At 65.9% G+C, this 23784-nt stretch carries 30 protein-coding genes, 1 tRNA gene and 1 pseudogene; 17 read left to right on the top strand and 15 right to left on the bottom strand.

The window, feature by feature from the left end:
- Positions 1-196 precede the first annotated feature (196 nt).
- Complete coding sequence (locus AB0N82_RS14660) at positions 197-634, top strand: DUF805 domain-containing protein (RefSeq protein WP_363392519.1); 438 nt, start codon at positions 197-199, stop codon at positions 632-634.
- 116 nt (positions 635-750) lie between these two features.
- Positions 751-1194 (top strand): DUF805 domain-containing protein, encoded by a 444-nt coding sequence (locus tag AB0N82_RS14655; protein ID WP_363392517.1) that lies wholly within the window; start codon positions 751-753, stop codon positions 1192-1194.
- Positions 1195-1352: 158 nt separating this feature from the next.
- On the opposite strand, the gene AB0N82_RS14650 is transcribed toward AB0N82_RS14655, so the two are convergent.
- Positions 1353-1766, bottom strand: a complete 414-nt coding sequence (locus tag AB0N82_RS14650; protein WP_315993044.1) for a GNAT family N-acetyltransferase — start codon at positions 1764-1766, stop codon at positions 1353-1355.
- 80 nt (positions 1767-1846) lie between these two features.
- Between AB0N82_RS14650 and AB0N82_RS14645 the strand changes: the two genes are divergently transcribed.
- Positions 1847-2749 carry an NUDIX hydrolase gene (locus AB0N82_RS14645; protein ID WP_315993043.1) on the top strand — a complete coding sequence of 301 codons (903 nt, stop codon included), beginning with the start codon at positions 1847-1849 and terminating at the stop codon, positions 2747-2749.
- A gap of 121 nt (positions 2750-2870) precedes the next feature.
- Here AB0N82_RS14645 and AB0N82_RS14640 read toward each other — a convergent pair whose 3' ends face one another.
- Complete coding sequence (locus AB0N82_RS14640) at positions 2871-3254, bottom strand: S4 domain-containing protein (RefSeq protein ID WP_076674808.1); 384 nt, start codon at positions 3252-3254, stop codon at positions 2871-2873.
- A 42-nt stretch (positions 3255-3296) separates the two neighbouring features.
- Positions 3297-3875, bottom strand: coding sequence for a GNAT family N-acetyltransferase (locus AB0N82_RS14635; protein ID WP_363392514.1), 579 nt, complete (start codon positions 3873-3875; stop codon positions 3297-3299).
- 138 nt (positions 3876-4013) lie between these two features.
- Between AB0N82_RS14635 and AB0N82_RS14630 the strand changes: the two genes are divergently transcribed.
- A tRNA-Pro gene (locus tag AB0N82_RS14630) sits at positions 4014-4090 on the top strand.
- Here AB0N82_RS14630 and AB0N82_RS14625 read toward each other — a convergent pair.
- Positions 4053-5276 (bottom strand): recombinase family protein, encoded by a 1224-nt coding sequence (locus AB0N82_RS14625; RefSeq protein WP_363393329.1) that lies wholly within the window; start codon positions 5274-5276, stop codon positions 4053-4055. The genes AB0N82_RS14630 and AB0N82_RS14625 overlap by 38 nt on opposite strands.
- Positions 5262-5525, bottom strand: a pseudogene (locus AB0N82_RS14620) (recombinase family protein); the annotation flags it as partial. The pseudogene AB0N82_RS14620 and the gene AB0N82_RS14625, both read right to left, overlap by 15 nt.
- 110 nt (positions 5526-5635) lie before the next feature.
- On the opposite strand from AB0N82_RS14620, the gene AB0N82_RS14615 reads away from it, so the two are divergent.
- From AB0N82_RS14615 to AB0N82_RS14605, 3 genes are all read left to right on the top strand, one after another.
- Positions 5636-6655, top strand: a complete 1020-nt coding sequence (locus tag AB0N82_RS14615; RefSeq protein WP_363392512.1) for a 3'-5' exonuclease — start codon at positions 5636-5638, stop codon at positions 6653-6655.
- A 468-nt stretch (positions 6656-7123) separates the two neighbouring features.
- A complete protein-coding gene (locus AB0N82_RS14610; protein ID WP_363392510.1) occupies positions 7124-7927 on the top strand; it encodes a hypothetical protein in 804 nt (267 codons plus the stop codon).
- Between the two features lie 222 nt (positions 7928-8149).
- The gene (locus AB0N82_RS14605; RefSeq protein ID WP_363392508.1) at positions 8150-9406 is read left to right on the top strand and encodes a hypothetical protein; all 1257 of its coding nucleotides are present in this window, start codon (positions 8150-8152) and stop codon (positions 9404-9406) included.
- 504 nt (positions 9407-9910) lie between these two features.
- On the opposite strand, the gene AB0N82_RS14600 is transcribed toward AB0N82_RS14605, so the two are convergent.
- Positions 9911-10294 carry a helix-turn-helix domain-containing protein gene (locus tag AB0N82_RS14600; RefSeq protein ID WP_363392506.1) on the bottom strand — a complete coding sequence of 128 codons (384 nt, stop codon included), beginning with the start codon at positions 10292-10294 and terminating at the stop codon, positions 9911-9913.
- A gap of 477 nt (positions 10295-10771) precedes the next feature.
- Between AB0N82_RS14600 and AB0N82_RS14595 the strand changes: the two genes are divergently transcribed.
- The 7 genes from AB0N82_RS14595 to AB0N82_RS14565 all read left to right on the top strand — a co-directional run bounded on the left by AB0N82_RS14595 (position 10772) and on the right by AB0N82_RS14565 (position 15662).
- Positions 10772-11590, top strand: a complete 819-nt coding sequence (locus tag AB0N82_RS14595) for a hypothetical protein (protein ID WP_363392504.1) — start codon at positions 10772-10774, stop codon at positions 11588-11590.
- A gap of 24 nt (positions 11591-11614) precedes the next feature.
- On the top strand, positions 11615-12502 hold the full coding sequence (locus tag AB0N82_RS14590; RefSeq protein ID WP_363392502.1) for an HIRAN domain-containing protein: 888 nt from the start codon (positions 11615-11617) through the stop codon (positions 12500-12502).
- Positions 12503-12914: 412 nt separating this feature from the next.
- The gene (locus AB0N82_RS14585) at positions 12915-13427 is read left to right on the top strand and encodes a sigma-70 family RNA polymerase sigma factor (RefSeq protein WP_363392500.1); all 513 of its coding nucleotides are present in this window, start codon (positions 12915-12917) and stop codon (positions 13425-13427) included.
- 2 nt (positions 13428-13429) lie between these two features.
- Positions 13430-14092: a helix-turn-helix transcriptional regulator gene (locus AB0N82_RS14580; protein ID WP_363392498.1), complete on the top strand. Its 663-nt coding sequence runs from the start codon at positions 13430-13432 to the stop codon at positions 14090-14092.
- A 26-nt stretch (positions 14093-14118) separates the two neighbouring features.
- Positions 14119-15102 (top strand): ImmA/IrrE family metallo-endopeptidase, encoded by a 984-nt coding sequence (locus AB0N82_RS14575; RefSeq protein ID WP_363392496.1) that lies wholly within the window; start codon positions 14119-14121, stop codon positions 15100-15102.
- 68 nt (positions 15103-15170) lie between these two features.
- Positions 15171-15326 (top strand): hypothetical protein, encoded by a 156-nt coding sequence (locus AB0N82_RS14570; RefSeq protein ID WP_022894611.1) that lies wholly within the window; start codon positions 15171-15173, stop codon positions 15324-15326.
- Between the two features lie 75 nt (positions 15327-15401).
- Positions 15402-15662: a DUF3892 domain-containing protein gene (locus tag AB0N82_RS14565; protein ID WP_363392494.1), complete on the top strand. Its 261-nt coding sequence runs from the start codon at positions 15402-15404 to the stop codon at positions 15660-15662.
- 79 nt (positions 15663-15741) lie between these two features.
- Here the strand turns inward: AB0N82_RS14565 and AB0N82_RS14560 are convergent, their stop codons facing one another.
- From AB0N82_RS14560 to AB0N82_RS14550, 3 genes are all read right to left on the bottom strand, one after another.
- Complete coding sequence (locus AB0N82_RS14560; RefSeq protein WP_363392492.1) at positions 15742-16089, bottom strand: helix-turn-helix domain-containing protein; 348 nt, start codon at positions 16087-16089, stop codon at positions 15742-15744.
- Between the two features lie 238 nt (positions 16090-16327).
- The gene (locus AB0N82_RS14555; protein WP_363392490.1) at positions 16328-16951 is read right to left on the bottom strand and encodes a hypothetical protein; all 624 of its coding nucleotides are present in this window, start codon (positions 16949-16951) and stop codon (positions 16328-16330) included.
- Between the two features lie 111 nt (positions 16952-17062).
- A complete protein-coding gene (locus AB0N82_RS14550; protein ID WP_315993033.1) occupies positions 17063-17542 on the bottom strand; it encodes a hypothetical protein in 480 nt (159 codons plus the stop codon).
- A 187-nt stretch (positions 17543-17729) separates the two neighbouring features.
- On the opposite strand from AB0N82_RS14550, the gene AB0N82_RS14545 reads away from it, so the two are divergent.
- Positions 17730-18248, top strand: coding sequence for a hypothetical protein (locus AB0N82_RS14545; protein ID WP_363392488.1), 519 nt, complete (start codon positions 17730-17732; stop codon positions 18246-18248).
- 228 nt (positions 18249-18476) lie between these two features.
- Here the strand turns inward: AB0N82_RS14545 and AB0N82_RS14540 are convergent, their stop codons facing one another.
- The 4 genes from AB0N82_RS14540 to AB0N82_RS14525 form a co-directional block, all read right to left on the bottom strand.
- The gene (locus AB0N82_RS14540) at positions 18477-18851 is read right to left on the bottom strand and encodes a hypothetical protein (protein ID WP_315993031.1); all 375 of its coding nucleotides are present in this window, start codon (positions 18849-18851) and stop codon (positions 18477-18479) included.
- A gap of 107 nt (positions 18852-18958) precedes the next feature.
- Positions 18959-19300: a hypothetical protein gene (locus tag AB0N82_RS14535; protein WP_363392486.1), complete on the bottom strand. Its 342-nt coding sequence runs from the start codon at positions 19298-19300 to the stop codon at positions 18959-18961.
- A 91-nt stretch (positions 19301-19391) separates the two neighbouring features.
- The gene (locus tag AB0N82_RS14530; RefSeq protein WP_315993029.1) at positions 19392-19538 is read right to left on the bottom strand and encodes a hypothetical protein; all 147 of its coding nucleotides are present in this window, start codon (positions 19536-19538) and stop codon (positions 19392-19394) included.
- 322 nt (positions 19539-19860) lie between these two features.
- A complete protein-coding gene (locus AB0N82_RS14525; RefSeq protein WP_315993028.1) occupies positions 19861-20106 on the bottom strand; it encodes an alternative tryptophan synthase beta-subunit in 246 nt (81 codons plus the stop codon).
- A 452-nt stretch (positions 20107-20558) separates the two neighbouring features.
- Here AB0N82_RS14525 and AB0N82_RS14520 point away from each other — a divergent pair, with 452 nt between their 5' ends.
- Both AB0N82_RS14520 and AB0N82_RS14515 read left to right on the top strand, forming a co-directional pair.
- Positions 20559-20906 (top strand): YnfA family protein, encoded by a 348-nt coding sequence (locus AB0N82_RS14520; protein WP_363392484.1) that lies wholly within the window; start codon positions 20559-20561, stop codon positions 20904-20906.
- Positions 20907-21234: 328 nt separating this feature from the next.
- Positions 21235-21630: a ribonuclease inhibitor gene (locus AB0N82_RS14515; protein WP_363392482.1), complete on the top strand. Its 396-nt coding sequence runs from the start codon at positions 21235-21237 to the stop codon at positions 21628-21630.
- A gap of 94 nt (positions 21631-21724) precedes the next feature.
- Here the strand turns inward: AB0N82_RS14515 and AB0N82_RS14510 are convergent, their stop codons facing one another.
- Both AB0N82_RS14510 and AB0N82_RS14505 read right to left on the bottom strand, forming a co-directional pair.
- The gene (locus AB0N82_RS14510) at positions 21725-23026 is read right to left on the bottom strand and encodes an ABC transporter permease (protein ID WP_363392480.1); all 1302 of its coding nucleotides are present in this window, start codon (positions 23024-23026) and stop codon (positions 21725-21727) included.
- Positions 23023-23730: an ABC transporter ATP-binding protein gene (locus AB0N82_RS14505; protein WP_363392478.1), complete on the bottom strand. Its 708-nt coding sequence runs from the start codon at positions 23728-23730 to the stop codon at positions 23023-23025. Before AB0N82_RS14505 ends, AB0N82_RS14510 begins: the two co-directional genes overlap by 4 nt.
- Positions 23731-23784: the final 54 nt, after the last annotated feature.

The raw sequence follows: 23784 nt of genomic DNA, 5'->3' as shown, positions 1-23784 counted from the left end.
CCGGCGAGGCGCCGGGGGCGCAAGATGGTGGGTGCCTGTCGTCTCGGCGTCATCCCGCCGGGATGCCGGCCGGCTGCTCGTGGCGAGTCCCGTGCGGGGCCGGATGCAAGGGTCCGCGGCCGCGAGCCGGGTGCCGATACAGTGCACGGGCGACGGCGGGGGCCGTGGCATCCCTGATCCCTCCCGGAGGCGCGCCATGACCGCGATCGCACCACCCCTCGACCAGCCCTACTACGGCGCGCCGCTTCGCGCTGCCGTCAGGCGGTTCTTCGCGAAGTACGCGACCTTCCGCGGACGGGCGAGTCGCAGCGAGTACTGGTGGTGGGTCCTGACCGGGACCGTCGTGGGCACCGTGCTGAACGCGCTGCCGACACTGACCGACGGCGTGCGGATCGAGGCCGACGGCTCGACGACCATCACGGGACCGCACGGGGTGATCCTCTCGCTGATCTGGATCGTCTGGGCCCTCGGCACGATCGTGCCGACACTGGCCGTGCTGGTGCGGCGCCTCCACGACACCGGGCGGAGCGGCCTGTGGATGCTCGTCGGGATCGTGCCCCTCATCGGCGTCCTGGTGCTCCTCGTCTTCACGGTTCAGGGGCCGCGGCCGGAGGGTGCGCGCTTCGACGTGTGAGTCGTCATGGAGCGTCGTTCTCGTACGGCGGGCGTGCAGTCTCGATACAGTGCACGAGCGGGGGGCGATCAGCCGCCGCATCGGGCATCATCCGTCATCGTGTCAGGGGGACACACATGTCGTACACGCAGAGCACTACTCCGCTTTCTCAGCCGCTCTACGGCGCCTCGTTCGGCGCCGCCGTGCAGCGCTTCTTCAAGAAGTACGCGACCTTCCGCGGTCGCGCCAGCCGCAGCGAATTCTGGTGGTGGGTCCTCGCGAACGCGCTGGTGTCCATCGTGCTCAGCGTTCTGGCGCTGCTCACCGGCGGACCGGGGGTCGACGAATTCGGACAGACCGCCGTGCCGTCGGGTCTCGGCTTCGTGTTCTACGTGATCCTGTCGCTGTGGGGCCTCGCGACGTTCGTGCCGCATCTCGCGCTCATCGTGCGCCGTCTGCACGACACCAACCGCAGCGGGTTCTGGATCTTCATCGGGTTCGTTCCGCTCGTCGGCGGCATCATCCTCTTCGTCTTCGAGCTGCTGCCCAGCGATCCGCGCGGAGCGCAATTCGACGCCTGATCTCGATACCCAACGTCCCGGCCCCCATGGGGGTCGGGACGTTCGCGTGTGCGGGGAGGATGGATGCCGCTGGCCCTGCGCTCGGCATCCGCTCGCGAGTGGCGTCGGTGGCGGTACCGGGGGCCCTGCCCGTCCACCGCGCCGTCTCGGGGCCGGCGTCAGACGGACGCCGCCGGACGCACGAGGGCGGTCCGGTCGGGCTCGACGAATCCGTACTTCCGGTACAGGCCGTGCGCGTCGCTGGTGAAGAGGGTCCAGCGGAAGTGCGGGCCCGGACCCTCGTCGATCATCAGCGACACGAGACCCCGGCCGATGCCGTGACCGCGGTGCCCCTCGACGACGAAGACGTCGGCGAGGTAGCCGAAGGCGACGCCGTCGGAGATCGCCCGTGCGAAGCCGACGAGCTCGCCGGTGTCGCGGCGGTAGGCGGCGACGAGGCGCCACGCGCTGTCGAGCTGAGCCTCCACGTCGGCGCGGGTGCGCCACCGGGCCCAATAGGCCTCGGTGCTCAGCCACTGCCAGACCGCGTCACGGTCTATGCGCCGGGGGTCGTCGTCGAATTCGTACTCCACCCGTCAAGTGTGGCGCGTTCCGCGGCGGGATATGACGCACGGCGGCGCTCCCACCCGACGGCTGTGCCAGGCTGGACGGGATGACGATCGAGCCTCCCGCCCCGGGCGAACCGCGGCGACCGCACGGGCCGCGCGACCCCGGCGACGCGTGGGTCGTCGCGCCCACGGGCGAGAAGTACTGGGGACGTTTCGGCGCGGCGGGCCTGCTCGCCCTCGACCCCGAGCGCGGCGTGCTGCTGCAGCACCGGGTCTCGTGGAGCCACTTCGGCGGCACCTGGGCGCTGCCCGGCGGAGCGCGTCACGAGGGGGAGTCCGCTCGCGACGGTGCTCTGCGCGAGTCGGCGGAAGAGGCCGGTGTGCCCGTGGATGCCGTGCGCGCGCGCTTCGAGAGCGTCCTCGATCTGGGTATCTGGTCGTACTCCACGCTCGTCGCCGACGTCACGACGCCCTTCGAGCCGGTCATCAGCGACCCCGAGAGCGTGGCCCTCGAGTGGGTCGCGGTCGATCGGGTGACGGACCTTCCGCTGCACCCCGGATTCGCTGCGGCCTGGCCGGCGCTGCGCGCAGCGCTGGGCTCTCGTCCGGCGATCGTGGTCGACGTGGCCAACGTCATGGGGTCGGTTCCCGATGGCTGGTGGAAGGATCGCGCGGGAGCCGCGACCCGCCTCGTCACGAAGCTCTCCCGTCTCGCCGAACAGGGGGTGGATGCCGACCTCCTCGGCCTCTCCGCCACACGTTGGTTCCCGCGGGTGGTCGCCGTGCTGGAGGGACAGTCTCGGGCGGCGGAGCCGGTGGCTCCGGCCCTCGAGGTCCGCCGCGCCCCGGGTGAGGGTGATGACGAGATTGTCGAGGCCGTGCGCGGGCTCGTGGGGGCGTTCGATCCCGTCGTGGTGGTGACCGGCGACCGTGAGCTCGCGGCCCGCGTCGAGGCTCTCGGCGCGACCGTGCGCGGCGCACGCTGGGCGCTGGATCAGCTGGGCTGACGGCGCTTCCGACCGGCGGCGATTCCCTTCCCGGCGAGGTGGCTGAGCCTGTCGAAGCCATCGGTCCCCGCGACCGGCGCAACGACCGGACGCAGCCCCGCGTGGTGCGACGCCGACGGGCTCAGTCGAGCTCGCGGCCGCGCAGCTTCTCGATCTCGCGGCGGTCGCGCTTCGTGGGGCGTCCTGCGCCGCGGTCGCGGACGGGCACGAACGGCATGCTCTCCTTCGACGGGGGCGGGGGAGTGCGATCGTCCACCGACTCGGCCACCAGAGCGGCACCGACGCGCTTGGCGATGGTCTTCTTCACGACCAGGATGCGATCGAACCCCTGGATGCGCACGCGGAGCTCGTCGCCGGGACGTACCGGCTGAGCCGCCTTCGCCCGTTCGCCGTTGACGCGCACGTGTCCGGCGCGGCACGCCGTGGTCGCGGCCGACCGCGTCTTGTAGACGCGCACCGCCCACAGCCACGCGTCGACGCGAGCGGTGGTCGTGGCATCCGTCATCTCAGGTCCTTCGTCGGCGAACCTCCATCGTAAGACGGGCGATCAATCGCGGAGAGTGAGGGAGACCAGGGCGCGGTCGGGCTTGGGGCGGTCGACGATGTCGAAGCCCGCATCCTGGAAGACCGCCACCGTGCCGCGGAACAGCTGATCAGCCGAACGCTTCTGGACCGACGGATCAAGGGGGTAGCCCTCGACGACGCGGGCACCGCCCTCACGGGCGAAGGTCACCGCGGCATGCAGGAGGGCACGGGTGAGGCCGGTGCCCCGGTGCTGCTCCCGCACCACGAAGCACGACACGGCCCACACGTCGTCGGCGTCGAGAGGCTCCACGGTCGCGGTCTTGACGTCGCGCGTGCGGACGAGGCGCGGCTGCGCGAGACGTGGACCGACCCGGACCCACCCGGCCGGCTCGCCGTCGACGTAGGCGATGAGGCCGGGCGCCCTTTCGCTCCGCGTCTCGGCGCGGAACCGCTCCGTCAACTGGCTGCGCGATTCGTCGTTGAACTGCGCGTTGGTGAGCAGCCACCACTGGCACTGACAGCCGGGGCCGTCGCCGCTGTCGAGGGCCGTCTCGGCGTCGTCGAAGCGGTCACCGGTGGCGGGCAGGATCTCGATCGTCATGTCGCGACGCTAGCGAGGGGGTCCGACATCGACAAGGGCATCACGCCGTTCGACGCGCGCCACACGCCCGGGGTGGGCGCTGGTTCGCGACGGTGTCGGGGAGGGGCTAATATAGGGGAGTTGCCCGCTCGCGGGTAACGGGATGTGGCGCAGCTTGGTAGCGCACTTGACTGGGGGTCAAGGGGTCGCAGGTTCAAATCCTGTCATCCCGACCAATTGACTGTTACTCAAACCATTGGACGAAGAGTCCCTTTGGATGGTCGAAAACGGAGAGCCTTCCGCGGAAACGCGGGAGGCTCTTTCGTTTGCAGCGGGGGTGTTCGTTTCCCAGTCGTGGAGCGCTTCGTTGACGTCGGTTCGGACCGGGCGAATGTGCAGGCCGTCGTCTTCCACGTGCACGATCAGGCGCTGGAAGAACGCCGCCAGGAGGTCGCGTCGGGTGTTGCCTGCGAGGCTGGTGTAGAGGTCTCCAGGATTTTCGAGGAGGTCGACGTACGCGATTACTCGTTCGGCGCCTGATCGAAGGTGGGTTTCCGTCTTGGCGAGACGCTCTTTGATCGAGGCTTTTTGAAGGGTGATGTCGTTGAGTCTGCCGCGGAGCTTGTCGTTGGGCATGGCGCCGTCTGCGGCGAGGTCGATGAGCCGATCTTCTTGCGCTTCGAGGGTGGTCAGTTGCTTCCGCAGGCTGTCTTTGAGCTCTCGGTCGGCTGCCTGCAGTGTCTCCATGGCGCGGGTGACCTCGCGTCGGATCGTGTCGATGGATTCGGTGTGGAAGCGTTCGGCGGCGACGGCGCGGGCCACGGCTGCTTCGATGTCGTCCAGTCTCATGGTGCCGATGGTGCAGTTTCCGCGCTGTTTGGCGGCGCACAGGTAGTACTCGTAGGTGCCACCGTTGCCGACGTTCTGGCTATAGACGAGTCGGCTGGTGCGACCTTCGGATTCGCACTGTCCGCAGGCCAGCAGGCCTTTCAGGTAGTGGAAGTGGGTGATGTCTCGGTCGCCCTTGCGGTTGCGTCGGTCGAGGATCTTCTGAACGGTGAGGAACGTCGTTTTGTCGATGATTGCTTGGTGACGTCCCGCGTAGAGCGCGCCTTTGTAGCGGATGGTCCCTGCGTAGTACGGGTCTCGGAGGATTTTTGCGAGTGCGCTGGGCGAAAGTGGTCGAGCCGGACGCTTCAAAGATGGGCGGGTTGTCAGTCCCTGTTCTTCGAGCAACCCACACAGCTGCCAGATGGAGTATTGGTCGGTGGCGTACTGCGCGAACGCCCACTGCAGAATTTGATAGCGGTCGGGGTCGAGGTCGATGGTGTTGACCAGGCGCCCGTCAAACTCTTTGCGGACGTTGAGGTACCCGAGCTTTGCCCGACCAACACTGCCGCCGCGTTGCACCTTATGAGCCATCTTGACCTTGATGTCTTCACCGGATTGGCGAACTTGCACCTCATTCATGATGTCGGTGATCGCTTCCATGGCGTCGCCCATGTAGCCGTCGCCGAACTTCTCTTTCGCCGAGACGAGGGTGATGCCTTTCTCCCTGAGCCGGATCTTGGTGACGGCGGCATCGAGGTGGTTGCGGAAGACGCGGGAGCGCATGTAGATCACGACATATCGCACCTCCGAGTGCTCATCGATGTAGCGCATCATGCGCTTGAACTCTGGGCGCCTCTAGATCGACTGCGCCGAGTGGCCTGGGTCGACAAACTCCTCCGCGACGGTCGCTCCGAGCTCGCGGGCGGCGTCGCCTGCCGCTGGAAGGGGTTATGGCGACATTTGCTTCAGACTTCGGTGCGTTAGAGCTGCAGCTCTATCAAAACTTTCGTTCGAAGCCGCGCCTGCGACGGATGCAGAACCGCATGATTCTCGAGATGGATCCGACTGCTGCTAGTCCCGAGGCTGACCTCGTCGGCGATGAAGGCGTGCTTCAGGCGCTCCGCTTCGACACCGACGAGGATGAGGCGGCAACTGTGACAACGTTGATCCAGGAGTGGCTCGACGCTGGCGTGCCGCCGAAAGACATCACGGTGCTCGCTCGGCAACAGCCGCATCTGATCACGGCCGTGCTGGCTGGGCACCTCACAGCGGCGGGGATTCCCTTTCGCAACGAGCAGCAGTCCCAAGACCTGACGACAGAGCCGGTCGCGGCCCTGATCTTCAACTACCTGCGAGTGGTTGCGGACGAAGGACGCCCGACCGCCTACGGCGAGCTCGTGCGTGTCGTGACGCGAGGGGGTATCGAGGAGGTCGACGGTGTACTGGACAGCAAATTGCGAACGATTCTCCTTCAGGACCGACTGGCCGTGCGCGCTGCCAGCTTCGATCAGGCGAATTTTGTGTCGTGGAAGCCGCTCATCTCCGCCTTCTTAAAGTTCGTGACGCGTCCGGCGCTGAACGCGCTCTCGCCTTCGTACCAGCAGGGCTCCCGCCTTAAAGATGTCATCAAGGAAGCCGCCGGCGCATTCAAGCGCGAGCTGGACGTTGACGGCGATCCGGTAGAGGCACTCGACAGGCTGTCCGAGGAAGACGCCGTGCGGATCCTGACGGTTCATAAGTGCAAGGGCCTGGAGTTTGAGAAGGTCATTGTCCTTGGGGTCGAGCCACAGTTCTTCTGGGGTAGCAAGCCGAAGGACGTGATGGCGGAATTCTTCGTTGCGATCTCACGAGCGAAGGACGAACTCGTGCTCACCACGGCACGTCATCGCGCGAAGCCTGATGGCGCGAACCCGTACTGGCGCGAGGACTCGCCTCCGCATGAAGAGCTGCTCGGCTACGCCGATGAATAGAACGGCATAGCGGCAATGCACGTCGGTCCGGGAATCGGTCGCAGCTGGACGGTTCCCGCGACCACGGTTGCGCCCACGTCCAACCCGGAGGCGTCGGCGTTCACATCGTTGCCAGGAATCGGTACCTGCGCGGCGAGGAGTAGGCAACGAGGCATGGGCGGATGAACGCCCGGACGGTGTCAAAGCGAGCTTCCCCCGCCCCGCGAGTGAGCGACCGAAGCAGTCCCAGTCGAGACTGACGACCCAGCACTCAGAGCAGTTTCGTGTAGGAATACTCGGGCTCACCGCGAGCGGGAAGAGGCAGGTGGCGAGGCGCGGGGTAGCGGCGCTCAGCGCCTCGTCAACCACGTTGATGCCCGCCGTGCAACGAAGATCCCGTGCAGTCCGCACAGCGTACGCGCCGTCCATAGGGCACACCGCCGCCGGCGATGATGATGCTCGCGGGCGGCGCGCGATAGATTCGCCATCGTGAATCATGCGGTGCCGCAACCAACAGAAGAAGACCAAACTACAAATCACAGGCAATGGTTTGAGCGCCTTGAAGTGCCGGTGCTCATAGCGACCGGCGTGGGTACGGTCTTTTGTATCCTGGCCGGACTTGACTGGCTGCTCGGGGCGACATCCACTTTCCGCCTATTCGACCCGAGCCTCAGTGGCACGATTGCCCTGTCTCTGCTCGGCGCTGCCATTTCGCTGTTTGGGGTCTACTTGGCCATACGAATCTTCGCGAAGCAGGCCGACCGCACCCGCGCGGACAACCGTCATCACAGCGCGCTCATGAAGAAGCAACAGTTGCTGCTCGCGGAGATCCGGCAGATTGCAGATGAGACGCGAGACACAGCGCTCGGCATGGACGCTAAGCTGTCTGTGGTTGCGAAGACGACGGACGCTCAACCGCCAGACCCCAGTGCGCCGACCGACGAGTCGGCAGAGCCGGAAGACACTGAGGTATCTGACGCTAGCCGCATCGCTTACCTGGACGGTGAGCGCCGCGCAGTATTCAATCCTGGCGACGTTCCGCTTTGGACCATCGATGATGTCATGAACAAGTGGACCGCAGACGGCGCGAGTGGCCGCTGGAATCTCTCTTCCTTCATTGGCGCTTACCGCAACATCTCCGCCGACAATTCGTTCCGTGGGCAACCGTGGGTACTCGTCTTCGAGAATCCGGATACGGAGGAGCTTGAAGCCTGGAGCGTCTACCGTGGTGGCTACGCGAAGAAGAGCGCCACGGTGGCTGCGACACAACTTCCTGACCCAGATGCGACGTAACAGAGCGACCGGCGCCAGCTTAATTCGCGAAGATTGCCTGGGCTATCTGGCTGGCGAACTCATCGGGCGCACCCTCGGCGGTGAGGAGTTCGCCGGTCGTCATCACGATATGCGCTTGGATGATGCGATGCGCTTCGAGGTCCAGGTTTGTCGGGCCTGGCACTCCGTTCGACATAGTCGGGCCGATTCAGTTCCAGGCCATCGATGCGATTCAATGGAGCCATGATTGAAGCCACTCCCGACGCTCTCATGAAGGCCGTCGTTGATCGCTACTTCAATTCGGGGGACTTCAACGGTCTCTATCTGGAGCCTGACACCGACCCCGCCCTCGTGGAAGTGGCCAAGGGCCTGGTGCTCGGCGGCCAGCTCGAGGTGATGGTCGAACACCTCGATTATCCGAACCCGCACATACGACCCTGGCCCTCGCGCCGGACTGTGGAGTCACAGGCTGAATCGCTCGACAAGCTCGGGGCGGCCTTCTACGGGATCGTGCTTTACCCAACGCCGTCGGTCCTGAAAGGCGTCCGGATTCCTGCTCGCTACAACGGGTATCCGTTCAGCACTGCGATGGCGAAAGGTCGCGGGACGCTCGAGCTGGCCTACTTCAGCTTCGATGTCCTTGAGCCGTACCGGAACGACCCGCGCTACCAATTCACCTTCTGGGATTTTGGCGTCGACATGGGGATCGGCGACGAGGCCTTCCTCGACCAGAGTGAGCTCGAGCGCGACAAGATCTCGCTGAGTCACCTGGGCTTCGCGTACGACCTCACTGGCTACGACCCGAAGAACCCAGACTCACCAATGGTGCGCCGCGTCGCAGCGTTTTATGGAGACCTCTCGAAGCTCACTCCAGAGCACCAGCAGCGCTGGCAGTCGTACCAAGTCCCGGACGACAAGCTCGAGGCCCACCCGGTTTGGTGGAAGACGCAGATGGGGCACTGGCCGGACGGCATTGGTCCCTTCCATCACCTCTTCCTCGAGCTGGAAAGCCTGAACTCCCTTTGGGCCGGCGCCTTCGGCGAGCCGCTCTTCAAGAACATCGATCGGCCGCAGGATCTCGGCTGGATGCTTCGCCCGTCGCAGCGCGAATGGGATGAGTTCATCGTGCAGCTCGACAAGCTGCTGTCCGAGAACGTCCGCCACGACGCTCTGGACGCCGCGGGTGCGCCGCGAAAGGACAAGAACGACCAGAACCTTGGCACGCTGACTCGTCTCGCGGCGCTCTTGGAGTCCAGAGGCTTCAGCGCGGTTGATGCGAAGGCGCTCATGAAGCCCCTGCGGGAGATTCGCCAAGCGCGGCAAAAGCCAGCACACGTCCTGCGGGCGAACATCACGGACAAGACCTTCGTGCATCGGCAAGTGGCATTGCTTCACGACCTCAGCGACGCGCTCAACGGGATGGTTCGGTGGCTCATGACGCACCCGAAGAACCAGGGCTGGAAGCCGAGCTTGGAGCCGGAGACCTACTACCGGATCTAATCGGTTGTCGTCACCGACCGACCTGCAGCTCGACGAGCTTTTTTCCCCGCCTCGGCCGCAGCCTTCTCCGCCTTCCTGAGTTCGCGCTCGGCTCGGGCGACCTGATTGTCCCGCTTGCGCTTCGCCTCCGCCATGCGCGCTGCCGCCTCGACAGACGTAGCTGACCTGACGACACCTCAAATCAGCTTGCACTCCTGACACCACGACGCGATTGCGAAGGAAGGCCGGAAGTGCGGGCTCACCGTCGACGTGGACACTCAGCGTCCACGCGACCTGCCAGCCAGCGTGCTCAGCCAGGTCGGTATGACAAATCGTGCACGGACTTGCGGATCGGCGTGATCGTCAGCGAGTTGAGCAGGCGGCCGCCGAACTCGATCACCCCGCCACGAAGCTTCTCCCGAGCCTCGTGCCTGGAGAAGCGATCCTGATGGGCGTCGAATTCCCCGTTCCAGTGAGCGTGCGGATTCAGAAGCCGGTGGCGCCGCCGGCGTCTGATGGCCCGAGCTACGACAGTTGGGGTGCATGAGCGCGGTGTGTGCACTTATGCGGATTTGCCCGTGTCGGCTCCCGCAAGACGACACCGGCCTTCAGGATGGCCGTCCGCATGGTCTCCTGGTTCACGTCGAGGCGCTTCGCGACCTGCGAAAGTGACAGCCCAGATTCGTAAAGGCGCGCTGCTTCACGGACTTGATCGTGCGTTAGTGGCTGTCGACGAACGACTACGCGTGCTTCTCGTAGGATCCGCAGGATCGTGGACTTCGCGACGCCGTACTTCTCAGCGAGCGCGGTTGACGTCTCGCCGTTGCTGTACCGCGTGACGACCGCAGCCTGTTGGTCGGTGTTCAGGTGGTTCCAGCCGCGCTTGACTCGAGGTTGAAACTCTCCCAAAGAATCCCCGACAGAGGAGGAAATCTCGCGGAGTTGCGCCGCCGTAACGAAAATCGTTGATTTATTGGAACAGAAATAGACAATGTCGTCAGGGAGGGGAGGACAACGAGGATATTCAAACCGGCTGTCCTTTCTGGTTCGAATGATCGACGCGGAGCGAGCCGATCATATAGATTGCCGGACACGGGGCCGGCGTTGAATCGTTCTTTGCCATGCGGGGTCGCGTGTTCATCTCGGCCAGCGATGTCGCCCAGGCTTCGGATGCCTCGCCCATTCTGGAACGTGGTGCTCACAATTAGGGGTACAGTGCCCTCCTCGTCGCTCCGCTCCCATGTCAATTGCAGGGCGAGGTCAGCGGCTTCTTCCCACGACAGCCGCGGGGCATCGTCGGGTACCCACGCGGCTGCTTCTAGGAACGTGGTGGGGTCCAGGTCAGGCACGTGATTCCCCGGCCGGCGGCGAAGACAGACTCGTCCCATGGTGCTCCCCGGATCCGACGTCGAGACCTATGTGTGCCGCATGTCGGAAGCCCATGCCAGCATGATGCGCGTGACAGAACTCGCGTACATGACGTTGTCGAACTGGGGCCAGCGCGGCACCACCATGGAGCCGCAGAGCGCCCGCATACGAGAGTGGCTTGGGCCCGCTCCATACTTGTTCGCCACGGCGAGCAAGAAGCATTATGAAGACCAAGCCAGTCTGGACCGCACGATCGTGGAACATATTGCTCCCACGGCGTCCGATCGGACGGTGGTCGAGATTCGGGAGCTCGACGAGCTGATCCGCGACGACGCGACCATCTCTCACGCGATCACTGTGCTCCGCCCATTCGAGGAACGGCACTGTGACCTGCTCGCTGAGCTCGTCCGCGGAGGTCACCTGGAGAAGCTGTTTGTGATCGTTCATCACGAGAACTACCCCATCCGCATTTGGCTGGATGCGATGGGAGCCACTGATCTGCACAGCGGGACAGTGGCAGATGTGCTGAGCCCGGTGCTGCTGCAGGCGGCTGAGTCCATCAAGAGCGAGGATTACAACGGACTTTCCTCCGGCCGAGGTAAGGACGCCATCGTGCAGCTGGTGCGCGCCTTCGCGCCGCATGGATACCCCGTCGATCCGGTGCTCTGGATGCGCGCGTACTTCGCCGTGGGTGGGTCGTTTCGGGGCGCTGCCGACATCTCGAAGCTCGTGACCGAGATGCAGCGCGGCGTTCGCCACCGCGTGAAGCCGCGGTACCGGGACGAGATCTACGACATCCTCCTGGCGCGCATTGACGAAGAAGACGGCGCCGTCTGAGGCCTGCCTGCCAGAATTCTTACTATGGGCTTCCTGAGCAAGCTTTTCGGTCGTGCCGAGTCGGCGGAGACGCCGGTCGTGGCGACGAAGCCGCCCGAAACGCGCAATCTCGCCCGTCCGCAGGTGCGGGCCGACATGACATACGCGCTCGGCGGCGAGCAAGACCTTGTGAAGCTCACCGGCACGACGACTTTCGCCAAAGACGCGATTGCGCGTCTTGCCGAACGGCGTGGCGCCGGTGAGGGCGGCTACATCGAGACGGGCGGCACGCTGCAACGTGAGCCGGACAATCAGGCGGATCCTCATGCGGTGGCCGTGCACGTCGAGGGGGAGAAGATCGGGTACCTCCCTGGCTACCTGGCGAAGCTGATCGACCTATCCACGAGTGGCGCCCGAGAAGCGCAGGTGCAGATTTTCACCGAGGTCCTTCCCAAGGGGCTGCGGGCAGAGGCCTGGGCGTGGCTGGCGGAGGGGCCGGCGCAGTGGCAGTGGTCTGTAGCCAACCGCCCGCCGCTATCGTCGGGTGCGAAAGTTGCGGCGCACCAACAAGACATCGACCGCATGGTGGCGGATGCGCTCTCGGGCGGCGGTGCGCGAGCCGAGTCCTTCGAGCGAGGCATGATCGCCGACGTCCACTACCTGCAGCTGGTCGAGCCAATCAAGCAGCTCAAACGCGAGGGACGCCTCTACGAGGCGTTGACCCTCTGCTACGCCGCGATTGAAGGCGCGGAGGCTCATAGGGAGGGCAGCGAACCAGCGCCGTGGTACACCGAGCAGGCCGCGATTATCCACCGCAAGCTCGGGCAGCGCAGCGAGGAAATCACGGTGCTGACACGCTGGCTCGCCCACTGCCCGCCGGACCGCCGCGACGGCACCCGCATCGGTGAACGTCTCAGCAAGCTAAAGCCGTAACGGCCACGACGTCGGCCCGCCGGCTTGACCGCCCGATAACCGAGTCTCCGTGGGCCACCCTTTAATCCGTTAGCGCGACCGCGTCCCCTGGCCGTGGATCACCTAGAATCCCACGGGCACTTTCGGCCGATACGACCAGCGCCCGTGCTGCAGCGGGCAAGACGGAGGCCACGCGAGTCAACAATCGTTCCTGTAGACAGGGCTCTGCCGGTGCCACCTTCTGGCTGCCCTTAGCGTTGACGCCGACCACCGTCGCTAAGGGGAAGGAGTGAGCTGAGTTGTCTGTGTGATGCGTCTAACTGCTGATGCGTCGCTAACTATCCGGTGGGTTGTCCCGACTAATCTTTAAGGCGACGACCGTCGGCGCCGATGGAGGGATACGAGATGAGTGCACCCGGCGAGGACCCTCCGCATGCCTGATCCCTCCTACGACTGGGCGGCCCTGTATCAGAAGCATCGCGATGCGATGTACGGGGTCGCCTACGAAGTGCTGCGCGGGAGTGGGCGTTTCGACCTGGCCGCTGATGCGGTCCAGGAGGCGATGGTGTCGCTCATGAAGGCGGCTCCGGCGGAGCCTCCACGTAGTTGGGAAGCTTTGCTAGTGGCAACGTCGAAGCGGCGGGCGCTCGACATCGTGCGATCCGCCGCGGTCGTGCGGGGTGTGGAGTACTCCGAGGAGTATGTGCGCGGAGTGGCGGCGCCAGATGAAGATGATGCCGCGGAGTGGCTCGAGAAGATGGCGCGTGTGCGTCCTGTGGTCGCGCTCCTCGACCCTCAGGAGCAGCAAGTGCTGGCCCAGTACATCGTGCTGGACCGTACGCGTGACGAAGTTGCGGCGGAGCTCGGCGTCAGCCCTGGTCGCGTCAGCCAGATCAGTACGAAAGTCTTGTCCAAGATCAAAGCCGCAGCGGAGGAAGGAGGGTGACCATGCACTCAGATGATCGAGACCAGGAGATTGCGGACATCCTTGACGCCCGCGTCGGCCGGTCGGCCGTTGTCGCAGGAGCGGACCACGCGTCGGACCGCCCCGAGCTTCAAGGGCTGCTCGAGGCGGCCGATGTCGCCTGGGCTAGTCAGCAGAGCGCTCCGCCCCTTGCCGATGATCCGGTCGCGGCCATGCTCGGGCTCGTTCCCGACGCGGAGCTTGAGCTGGATGGCAAGGCACTATCAACCGCTCGCAAACGCGCGGGATTGACGATCAGTGCGCTAGCGCAGCACCTCACCGCGCGTGGCTGGGACGTCACGAGCAAGGATGTCTTCGCTTGGGAGAGTGGCAAAAATCTGACTCACACCCCCGCGTTGATCAATGCGCTCGCGGAGGAGGCCGGCGTCGACGCGGATCGCCTGCGCCGGAGCGCAGGCGCCGACCCTGAGCGTGCGCGTCTGGCCGCTGTCGTTGGATCAGAAGCATTCAAGGCACTGGCGCAGCGGTGGGCGCGGATCCAGGGAACTACCATCGCGCTGGCGGCTTCTGCGTTGGAGTCGCGGATGCTGGTCGCGGTGCACCGGGGTGGTGCTCCCGAAGCCGATGTTCTGCTCGAGACGCTTGAGGCGCTGGTCGAGTCAGTCGAAAGTGCCGAGGGTTCGTGAAGCTCGGACCGTGGATCGAGCGCGCCGTGAAGATCCTCGCCCCCGCGGTACAGGAGCAGTTCGTCCTCGACCCAAGCGAAGCGCTCACCGCAGGTCTGCATCTGTCGGTCCGTGCGGTGGACTCGCTGTCAAGCAGTCGTGGCGATGGTGGCTTCTGCGATGGCATGTCGTTTCTCGACGACGGGGTCATTCTGTACGCGCCAACACCGAACAGCCGGCGCCAGAACTTCACTCTTGCGCACGAGCTTGGCCATTGGATCGTTGAGCGAGACCAGGGGCTGTTTGACTGGATCGCTGATCAGTCGGATCCGGCCGCGCTGCTCGAGACGGTGTGCGACCAGATTGCCCAGCGTCTTCTGCTGCCCGACGCGCTTGTTGCCGAAGTCGTTGGCGCGGATCTGGTGCGTGCCCACCACGTGCAGGACCTCTTCGACAACAGCCAGGCCAGCTATCAGGCCTGCGCGATCGCGATCTCACGACGCATCCGAGGACTGGGCGCCGTCGTGCTTGTCGACCGCTTCGACGGTCAAGTCGCGCACGCGAGTATCCAGCCCGAGCCCGATGATGGGTGGCCCGTCGTCTACCCATGGCGCGGACAGACCCTGCCGGACGCCCATGCCCTCCGGCAGATCGCTCCCGGAGCGGCTTTCACCCGTCGGATCACGTGGAGTGACTCGTGGGGGAGGACCGCCGACTTCTATGCCGACGCCATCGCCGCTGACCGGCGGATCATCGCGGTACTGGCCGGACATGACATCTGGAGGGTCGACCCTGGCTACATGATCCCGCCGCGCGACTTCGACACGCGCCCCCTCCTGACCGTCTTCTGCTGTGGACAGAGTCGATCATTCCAGAGCTATCCCTGCCCCGCGTGCGGCCAGGGATTCTGCCCAGTCTGCAAGAACTGTCAGTGCGACCGAGCTGCCAAGACCGAGGAAGCCTGCACCGGCTGCTACATGCTCTTCCAACGCCACCTGCTCGTCGACGGCCTCTGCGAAAGCTGCCGCTAACTCGATCGCCTCCTGCTCCGACTACTTAGTGAGGGGCTGACCGTCAGCCCCCAGAGATGGAGCCGGAAATGGCGAAGAACACGGGACGCGGTCACCGCGTCGGCGCGGTCAAGGGGCGCAGTGAGTTCCAGGTCGGCAAGACCTGGTTCAAGCGAGACACCTCGACGGGCCGCATCATGAACGGCAGCCCCAACCAGCACAAGGGCGTCCGCAACGAGAAGTGATCGAAGCGGAGCCGGCCCGCGGTCGGCTTCGCTCGTCACCGCTTCATCTCACCCTCATCAAGAGAGCAAGGAATCATGCCAGATCGACGAGTGACCCACTCCCGCAAGAACCGCGACGGTGACATCACCGCCATCGGCACGCCTGGCCAGTACTGGTCGCCGCGTGCGAAGGCAGACGCCATCAGCGACATCGAGCTCCGCATCCACACGTACTACGTGCAGTGGCCTGAGAAGCGCACGGAGATCCGTGTCGTCAACGGCGCGACTGGCAAGTATCTCCGCACGGATCGGGACAACACGACCCGCAATAACTTGGACGACCTCCCGGACCTGTGACGACGGCGCCGAACAAGTGAAGGACCGCCCCGTCTGTACGGGTGCGGTCCTTCACTTGTTTGACGGCCGAGCGGCAGCGTTACGCGGTCTTTGTTTTCGTCGGTTCACGCAGCACGACACCAGCCCTCAGGATGGCTGCGCGCATCGTCTCCTGGTTCACGTCGAGCTGTTTTTCGACTTGCGAAAGTGATAATCCCGCCTGATAAAGCCGAGATGCTTCGCTCACCTGGTCGGGAGTCATCGGCTGACGGCGCACGAGGACCCGGGCTTCGCGCAGGATCCGCAGGATGGTGGACTTCGCGACGCCGTACTCCTCAGCGAGTGTGGTTGAGGTCTCGCCGTTGCTGTACCGGGTGACGACCGCAGACTGTTGGTCGGTGTTCAGGCGGTTCCAGCCACGCTTGGCTCGAGGTTGAAACTCTCGCAAAGAATCCCTGACAGAGGCGGAAATCTCAAGGAGTTGCGCCGCCGTAACAGAGGTCGTTGATTTATTGGAACAGAGATAGACAATGTCGACAGTTGAGGCCCGAACTTCCGCAGGATTGCGGGGGTTCGGGCCTCTTGTCGTTTCCGGCGACGGGCGTGCGTCTCATGAGCGGGCACATGAGCGCCGAGTGCGGTTCGATCAGCGGCTCTAACAGAATCGTCTGGACCTGGCACTGACGTCAGTCGCGGACGAGCCAGATACGTTTGCTGGTGGCGTTGTCGGATACAGGCGGGTCGGACACGTCGGTGTCGTAACGGAACCGGACGCCGTAGAGGACTCCTGCTCGGGGAATATTGTCCACCGTGATCGGCCACAGTCGTTTCGCGGTGTCGCCGGGAGAGACCTCTACGTAGAGGCGCTCGGAGCGTCGTGTGTACGGGTGATTTCGGTCTGGGTCGGGGTCCCAGGTGGGCACGCCGATGGACGCGGCCCAGATTCGGTTTCCGATTCCTTCGACGTAGGTGCTGCTGCCGGGCGTCTTGAAGGCATCGTGGCCGATGGCGGTGAGGTCGCCGCCGAACGTCCAGTAGTGGCAGGTGCCCGAATTGGTTATACGGGTGGGGATGTGCAGTGTCTGCCCGATCTTGACGCGGTACACCGGCTCCTTCTGCCCGTCGACAGTCCGGTACTCGCTCGGCTTCTCGACCGGGTAGCCGGCGATGTTCGCGTCAATGGCGGCACCGGCCTTGCCTGGCACCGTGAGGCAGTCGGGTGCCGAGTCGGCGCTGGCGGCGGTGGGGGCTGTGATGAGGGAGAGGGTGAGCAGGCCGGCAGCAAAGGCCCCTGGGGTGCGTGATCGCATGTGACTCATTCCGATGGGTCAGCACCACATTCCGGGGAGGAGCAGTCCCGGCGGAAGCGATCGTGTTCGGTCCGACTGACGCCAGCACTCATTGCCCCGGCGTCCTTTTACTCAGAGAAGCGTGAGGGGAATTGACACCGAACCTCGACCCGGCGCCGAGAAGGTGATGACAGCCGTCGGCGGGGAACTCTGCTCCGGCCCCTGGCGGCCGAGGTAGATGATGAAAGCCCCGCTCTCGGCGCCGGGCTCGATGGGTGCTGCAAAAAACCAGACGACGGACTCGCCTCCGTCGCCGTACCGCCAAGCGACATCGCCGCTGTATCCCGAGTAGAAGTAATCCGGTTCGGTCGCCGGAAGGTCAGCGATGAGGTCGCCGGCGGCAAGGGCAGTGGTGCCGTCGTTGGTGATCCAGATCACGTAGGACGTGATGCCGTTGTTGTCAGTGGGGCCGCTCACCCGGTAGGTGAGCTGAGGTGTGGTGCTCGCTGATGCGAGGGGCGCAGCGACGGCCAACGCGATCACGGGCGCGCTCCATGCGGCAGCCCCGACGAGGGCGCGGCGACTGATGACACCGCGTTCGAGATCGCTCATGCCACGGATGCTATCGGCTGTTGAAGTGCCGCGGACACGCGATGTCGGAATTGCCGAGCTGATTTCTTGGCTCAGTTACACAGACGTCATGTGATTCATGCATACTCGGCGGCACGGGGTGGCAATGGGACTGCACGGGGCGGCACCAGTCGATCGAGGCAGCACCCCCGCAACGACGGGGGACTTCGTGACCGAGCTCATCACCGACCATTCCACCGCGAACGCTGGAATGGATCGCCGCACCGTTATCAAAGCGGCTGCGTGGACAGTTCCCGCAATCGCCATCGCCGTCGCGGCACCCCGCGCGGCGGCGTCCACGTCCGATGTCGGCGCGTATTCGCTCTCCGGCTCCTGCGGAGCTCCGGGTATTCAGGGGCCGGGGTTCGTTCTCGTCGCCAGCGCCACCGCACCGGTACCGACAGGAACGACGGTGCTCATCTCCGGCACAGGAGTTTCCAGTATCGGAGTCTTCTCCTCGACCCCTTCGGGGATGACAACGCAGACTCGGCTCAGCGGCACGGCTACCCAATTCACGCTGACCGCAGACCTTCCGGCGGGAACAGCCATCTCGTTCCGCACGACTCTGTCGACGAGCGCGAGGTGGACTTTGAACGCTCTCATGACGCTGCCCGAGGGCTACACCGCAACAGGGGCGAAGTCGGACGCCGTTGTCACCTCCTCGCTCACCGGATGCTCGACGAGCTGAGAATGCTCGCCGCGTGCGTCAGGCGGGCTTCCGGTCCGGGTCAGCGATGCGCCCGACGCGCGGCCCCTGCTCGTGCGTCGACTGCGCCGCATTCGGGATGCTTCTGCGGCGGGCGAGACTGCACGCCGTCGACGCGCACGCGGACGGACACGATCCGGTGACCATTCGGAACGCGTCGGAGTGATCCGGTGCCCTCCCGTGTCGATCCGATCGGGCGCGCCCGCCGAGTCAGTCCGCGTGCCGCCCGCTGTTGCGGTCCCACTCGAGCGACTTCCACTGGAGGAAAGTGCAGAGGTTGCTGGCGATCACGTATTCGGCGGCGAGGCTCGTGATGTCGTGGATCGACAGAGACAGACTCTCGGGCTGCTCGCTGAGGGTCAGTTCCCACATCGGGTCGTCGTAGCTGCGCGGTCGCATGTGGATGGATGCCGACGCGTTGCGCAGGCGCAGGATGACGAGCCCCGTGTCGTCCTCGCCGTCGTCCTCCTGAGGGGCGACCGAGATCGAACCCGCGATGCAGTGCTCCTCGCTTTCGAACTCCGCGACCCATGCTTCGAGCTGTTCGCGGGAGCGGCGGGGCGGCGAGTCCTCGAGCGATTCCATACCGGCAGTCTCGCACCCGTTGTCGAGCGGCGCGCACACCTTGCGCAGGTATCTCGGCGTCGGACGCGGGGCTCCGAGCTACGGTGGCACGTCCGCGGCGGGGGAGATCAGGCGGCGTCCACCGTCGCGGCATCCGTTCGCTTCTGCAGGTATTCGCAGAGCTTGCCCGTCGTGAACAGCTCCTCGCCGAGGGAGATCAGGTGCGTTCCGGTGAGCGGGAACTCCCCGGAACGCTCGGTGAGGGTCGCGGTCCAGGTGCGGTCGCAGTCGATGTTGAGGTAGATGGACGCCGGACCGTGGTTGAGATGGACGGCGACGATGCCCGAGTCGGCGTGCTCGGGGTCGTCCTGCGGGAGGACGTGAACGGTCGCGTGGGCGACGCGGTCGTCCTGCTCGTAGTCGGCGACCCACTGCGAGATCTCGTCGAATGCGGGGCGAGTGCACGTCATCCGCCAAGGCTATACGGAATACGACGCGCGTCGGCGGGGTCTCCTGGATGCGCAGGCACCGGGAGAGCACCGTCTTGGGAGAGGTCGCGCCTCAGCGGTCCGAGTGACCGGCCGCCTGGAGGAACTGCACCATCGAGTGGTTGTACGGGCTGCGGAACCGCCGCTTCGCGCGGATCATCGTGTAGCCCTGAGCGCGGAGAGCGAGAGCGTTCGTGACGCTCAATCGCTGCTTCGGCACGGGTTCCCACCCTCCCGGCAGTCGATAGGCGTGCGTGATCGTCTGCGACCCTGGCATCGGCATTGCCCCCCTTGAATGCAGCGGACCGATTCAAGCGACTTTACCTGCCGGTGGGGCAATCGCTTTCCGCTCGCACTACCGGGATTCGTCGGAGCTCCGGTTCGATCGGCCTCCCCCGTCGGGCCGTCCCCGGAATCCGGGCGCGGAGTTGGGGGGCTCACGACGAGGACGCGGATGCCGTGAGGCCGGACGCCGCGCCCGATGCGCGCGGGACGATACGCACGGCATCCGGGTCCTCACCGCTCAGGGGGAGGCTGTGTGGTCAGGCCGCAGACGACCCCGACGGGCGGATGTCGGCGTCGGACCACGGGGCGGCGCCGGCCGGCTGCTGGGTGTAATGCGAGAGCGACAGCTCTTTCGAGTTGCCCCACCCGCGTCGAGCCCGGACGAGGGTGTACCCCTCGTCACGCAGTGCGTGGGCGGTTTCGGCGGTGAGGGGGCGGTGGGGGAGCGTCTCCCATCCGCCGGGCATGCGATAGGCGTGGGTCACGGTGCGAGGGCGAGTCATTTCCACTCCAGAACACGAGCTTTCGAGGGCGCTGCGCCATTGGAGCGGGGGAGGACGACGTTACGCGTCGTCGGTGGGGGTGTCTGTCCCCTCTTCGGAGGGTCAGCGTGTCGGCGGATACTGCCGCAGCGAGATCTCACGCGTGTCGAACAAGCCGCGACGCGCGCGTACCAGCATGATCCCCTGGTCGCGCAACGCGGCGGCTCGTTCCGGCGTGAGGGGCTCGTGGGGGGCCTTCTGCCAGCCGCCCGCGAGTGTGTAGATGTGTGTCAAGGTGCGAGGTCGAGTCATCATCACCCCCTGCGGGGAATGTAGCCCTCGGAGATAGGTCCTGGCCGAGAATTTTCCTTTCCGTAATGCGCGCGTGGACGACCGTAACCCGGGCGTCTCCAGACCGTCTTCCGGGCGGATGCGGCAGGGTTCCCTGGGCGGGTCGCGGCCATAATGGCCCGATGGTCACCGCCCGCATCGTCGTGCTCTTCGCTCTCGCCGCCATCGCCGAGATCGGCGGTGCCTGGCTCATCTGGCAGGCGGTGCGCGAGAACCGGGGCTGGTGGCTGGCGCTGCTCGGGATCGTCGCGCTCGGCGCGTACGGCTTCATCGCGGCGCTGCAGCCGGACGCGCACTTCGGGCGCGTCCTCGCCGCCTACGGCGGGGTGTTCGTCGCGGGTTCTCTCGCCTGGGGCATCGTCGTCGACGGCTTCCGTCCCACGGTGTGGGACTACGTCGGCTCGGCCGTCGCTCTCGTGGGGGCGGGGATCATCGTGCTCGCGCCCGACTCGGCCGGGGCGCCGGAGTGACGGCATCCGATTCGAGATCCGGCCGACGGAACCATTCAGTTAGAGAGCCAAGTAGTTAGCTAGACGAGATATCGGCGGATTGTCAAGCAGCATGTGGTGAAGCGCCCGTGCGGGCACACTCGATGCATGCAGTTCGAAACCACGCCCCACGAGGGCCTCGCCGACGACTTCTCCGCCTCCGAGACCGCGCGCCCCTTCGGCTCGTACCTCTCGGTGATCAACGGCGGAGACTGATCGTCCCGCGGCCCGCCAGGGCCACTCACGACAGGACCGGATGCCGACAGGCTCCGGTCCTTCGTCGTGATCCCGTGGAAGGAGGGCGGATGCCATGACCGCGCGGCTCATCGAGATCGACGGATCGCGGGTGCACGGCATCCCATCCCTGTACGCGGAGCTGAACCGCGTGTTCATGCCGGACGAGCCCTGGACCCTCGGCGAGAGCCTCGACGCGTTGGACGATCTGCTGTACGGCGGGTTCGGGGTCCTGCACGGCTCGGAACCGGTGCGCGTGCTGTGGCGCGACGCGGAGGCGGCGCGAGCGGCGCTCGGGGTGGAGACGACCCTCGCCTACCTGCGGCGCAAGCTCGAACGCCCGGACGTCTATGCGGTCGCACCGGCGCGACGTGCCCTCGACGAGCTCGAGGCCGGACGCGGCGAGACGTACTTCGACCGCGTCGTCGGGGTGTTCCGCGATCACGCGAACATCGAGCTCGTGTTCGCCTGAGGACCCCCGTCGACGTTCCGGTGGACCGAGCGCCGTGCCGTGTGCAGCGCTGCGCTCGGGGCCCGGGATGCGTCACCCCGGGCCCGTCCCGCCGTCACTCGTACCGCAGCGACTCCACCGGATCGGCGCGTGCCGCCCTCGCGGCCGGGAGGCTCCCCGCGAGGAACGCGATCGCCATGATCGCCACCGTCGTCACCAGGATCGACACGGGGTCGAAGGCGATGAGCTGCAGCCCCGGCAGATCGCTGAAGAGCGTCTGCCCCAGCTGCGCGCTCACGGCCGTGCCGACGCCGATCGCGACGACCGCGCCGATGAGACTGCCCAACAGTCCCAGCATCACCGCCTCGAGGCTGAACAGCGAGAAGACCCGGCCGCTGCCCATGCCCATCGCCTTCATCAGCCCGATCTCGCGCGTGCGCTCCTGCACCGACATCAGCAGGGTGTTGACGATGCCGAAGCTCGCCGCCAACAGCGCGATGACGGCGAACGCGTTGAGGACGAGCACGATGCCGTCGATGACCGCCTTGAAGGTGCCGAGCTGATCCGAGACGGTCTGGCCGGAGTAGCCGGCATCCGACAGCGCGGTCTTGGCGTCGTCGACGTCCTGCGCCGCCGCCGACGACAGGGTCACGCTCGCGCTCGCGTACCGATCGAGCTCATCGGCCGGGACCCCGGTGTTCTGCGCGGTGAACAACACGTCTTCCAGAGCGGTGTTGGTGGTCAACGAGGTCGTGGAGGCGAAGGCGCCCTCGGTCACGCCCGTGATGGTCGCCGAGACCACGTGCTGCGTGCGCACCGGGTCGGACACGGCGATCGTCAGTGTGGCCCCGACGGCATCCGCGGCGTCCGCGAAGCCGAGGGGCGTCACGAGCGACTCGGGGATCGCGGTCTCGAGCGCGTCGGAGGACTCGTCGGGCGCGGCGCCCGCCGCCAGCTGCGGAGTCTGGCCGCCGATGAGCGAGCCCGCGCTCGCGACGTAGCGCTCGCCGCCGTCGACCTGCACGTAGTCGATCTGCACGGCGCGGGTGGGGCTCACCGACGCGACACCGGGAAGGTCTTCGATCGTCCGGATGTCGGCATCCGTCAGTGCCGAGACGGTCGCGGTGGCGCCGGGGCGACCGGGGTTCGTGTTCGCCGAGGAGACCGCGTCGGGGTCGTACTTCTGCGGTTCTGCGGATGCCGCGGCCCCCGTTCCCGTCTTCGTCACGGTCAGCACGTCGGCAGCGCCGATGGAGGAGACGGTGTCGTCGATGAAGCGGTTGATGCCGGTGCCGAGACCGTTCGTCAACGTCAGCGTGAAGGCGCCCACGAAGATCGCGAGCACCGTGAGGATCGTGCGGGTCTTGGAACGGAACGTGTTCGCGGCGGCCGTGGCGACCAGGTCGGTGGTCTTCATGCGGCGCTCCGTTCCTCGGTGACGATGACGCCGTCGCGGATCTGCACCCGGCGGTCGCACCGCGCCGCCAGCTCGTCGTCGTGGGTCACCACGATGAGAGTGATGCCGTGCTCGCGGTTGAGGCGGAAAAGGATGTCCTCCACCACGGCGCCGGTGGCGGAGTCGAGGTTGCCCGTGGGCTCGTCGGCGAAGATGACCCGCGGGTCGTTCACGAGAGCGCGGGCGATCACCGCGCGCTGCTTCTGCCCACCCGAGAGGGCCGTGGCCTTGTTCTTCGCCTTGTCCTGCATGTCGAGCTCGGCCAGCGCCGCAAGTCCCCGCCGGCGGCGTTCAGCGCGTCCGACGCCCGCGATCTTCAACGGCAGGATCACGTTCTCGAGCACCGAGGCGCTGGGGGTGAGGAAGAACTGCTGGAACACGAAGCCGAACGTCTTGTTGCGCGTGCGGTTGAGGTGGCGCCCGCGCAGGGTCGCGGCATCCTTCCCCTCCAGACGCACGGTTCCGCTCGAGGGGGCGTCCATGAGAGCGAGCAGGTGCATGAGGGTCGACTTGCCCGATCCGCTCTTGCCGACGATCGCGATGCTCTCGCCGCGGTGGATGTCGAGGCTCACACCGCGCAGCGCGTCGAAGCGCGCGGATCCGCGGCCGTAGGACTTGTGCAGATCGGTGACGGAGAGCAGGGGAGGAGGAGGTTCGGATGCCATGACCTCACTGTCGCTCGCGAGCGCACCGCTCCGCGTCGCTCGCGCGGGGTGGGC

The organism is Microbacterium sp. NPDC089186 (assembly GCF_040685115.1).
Classification (GTDB): Bacteria; Actinomycetota; Actinomycetes; order Actinomycetales; family Microbacteriaceae; genus Microbacterium; species Microbacterium galbum.
The sequence above is the reverse complement of the archived record's forward strand: the minus strand, read 5'-3'. Positions and strand labels throughout refer to the sequence as shown.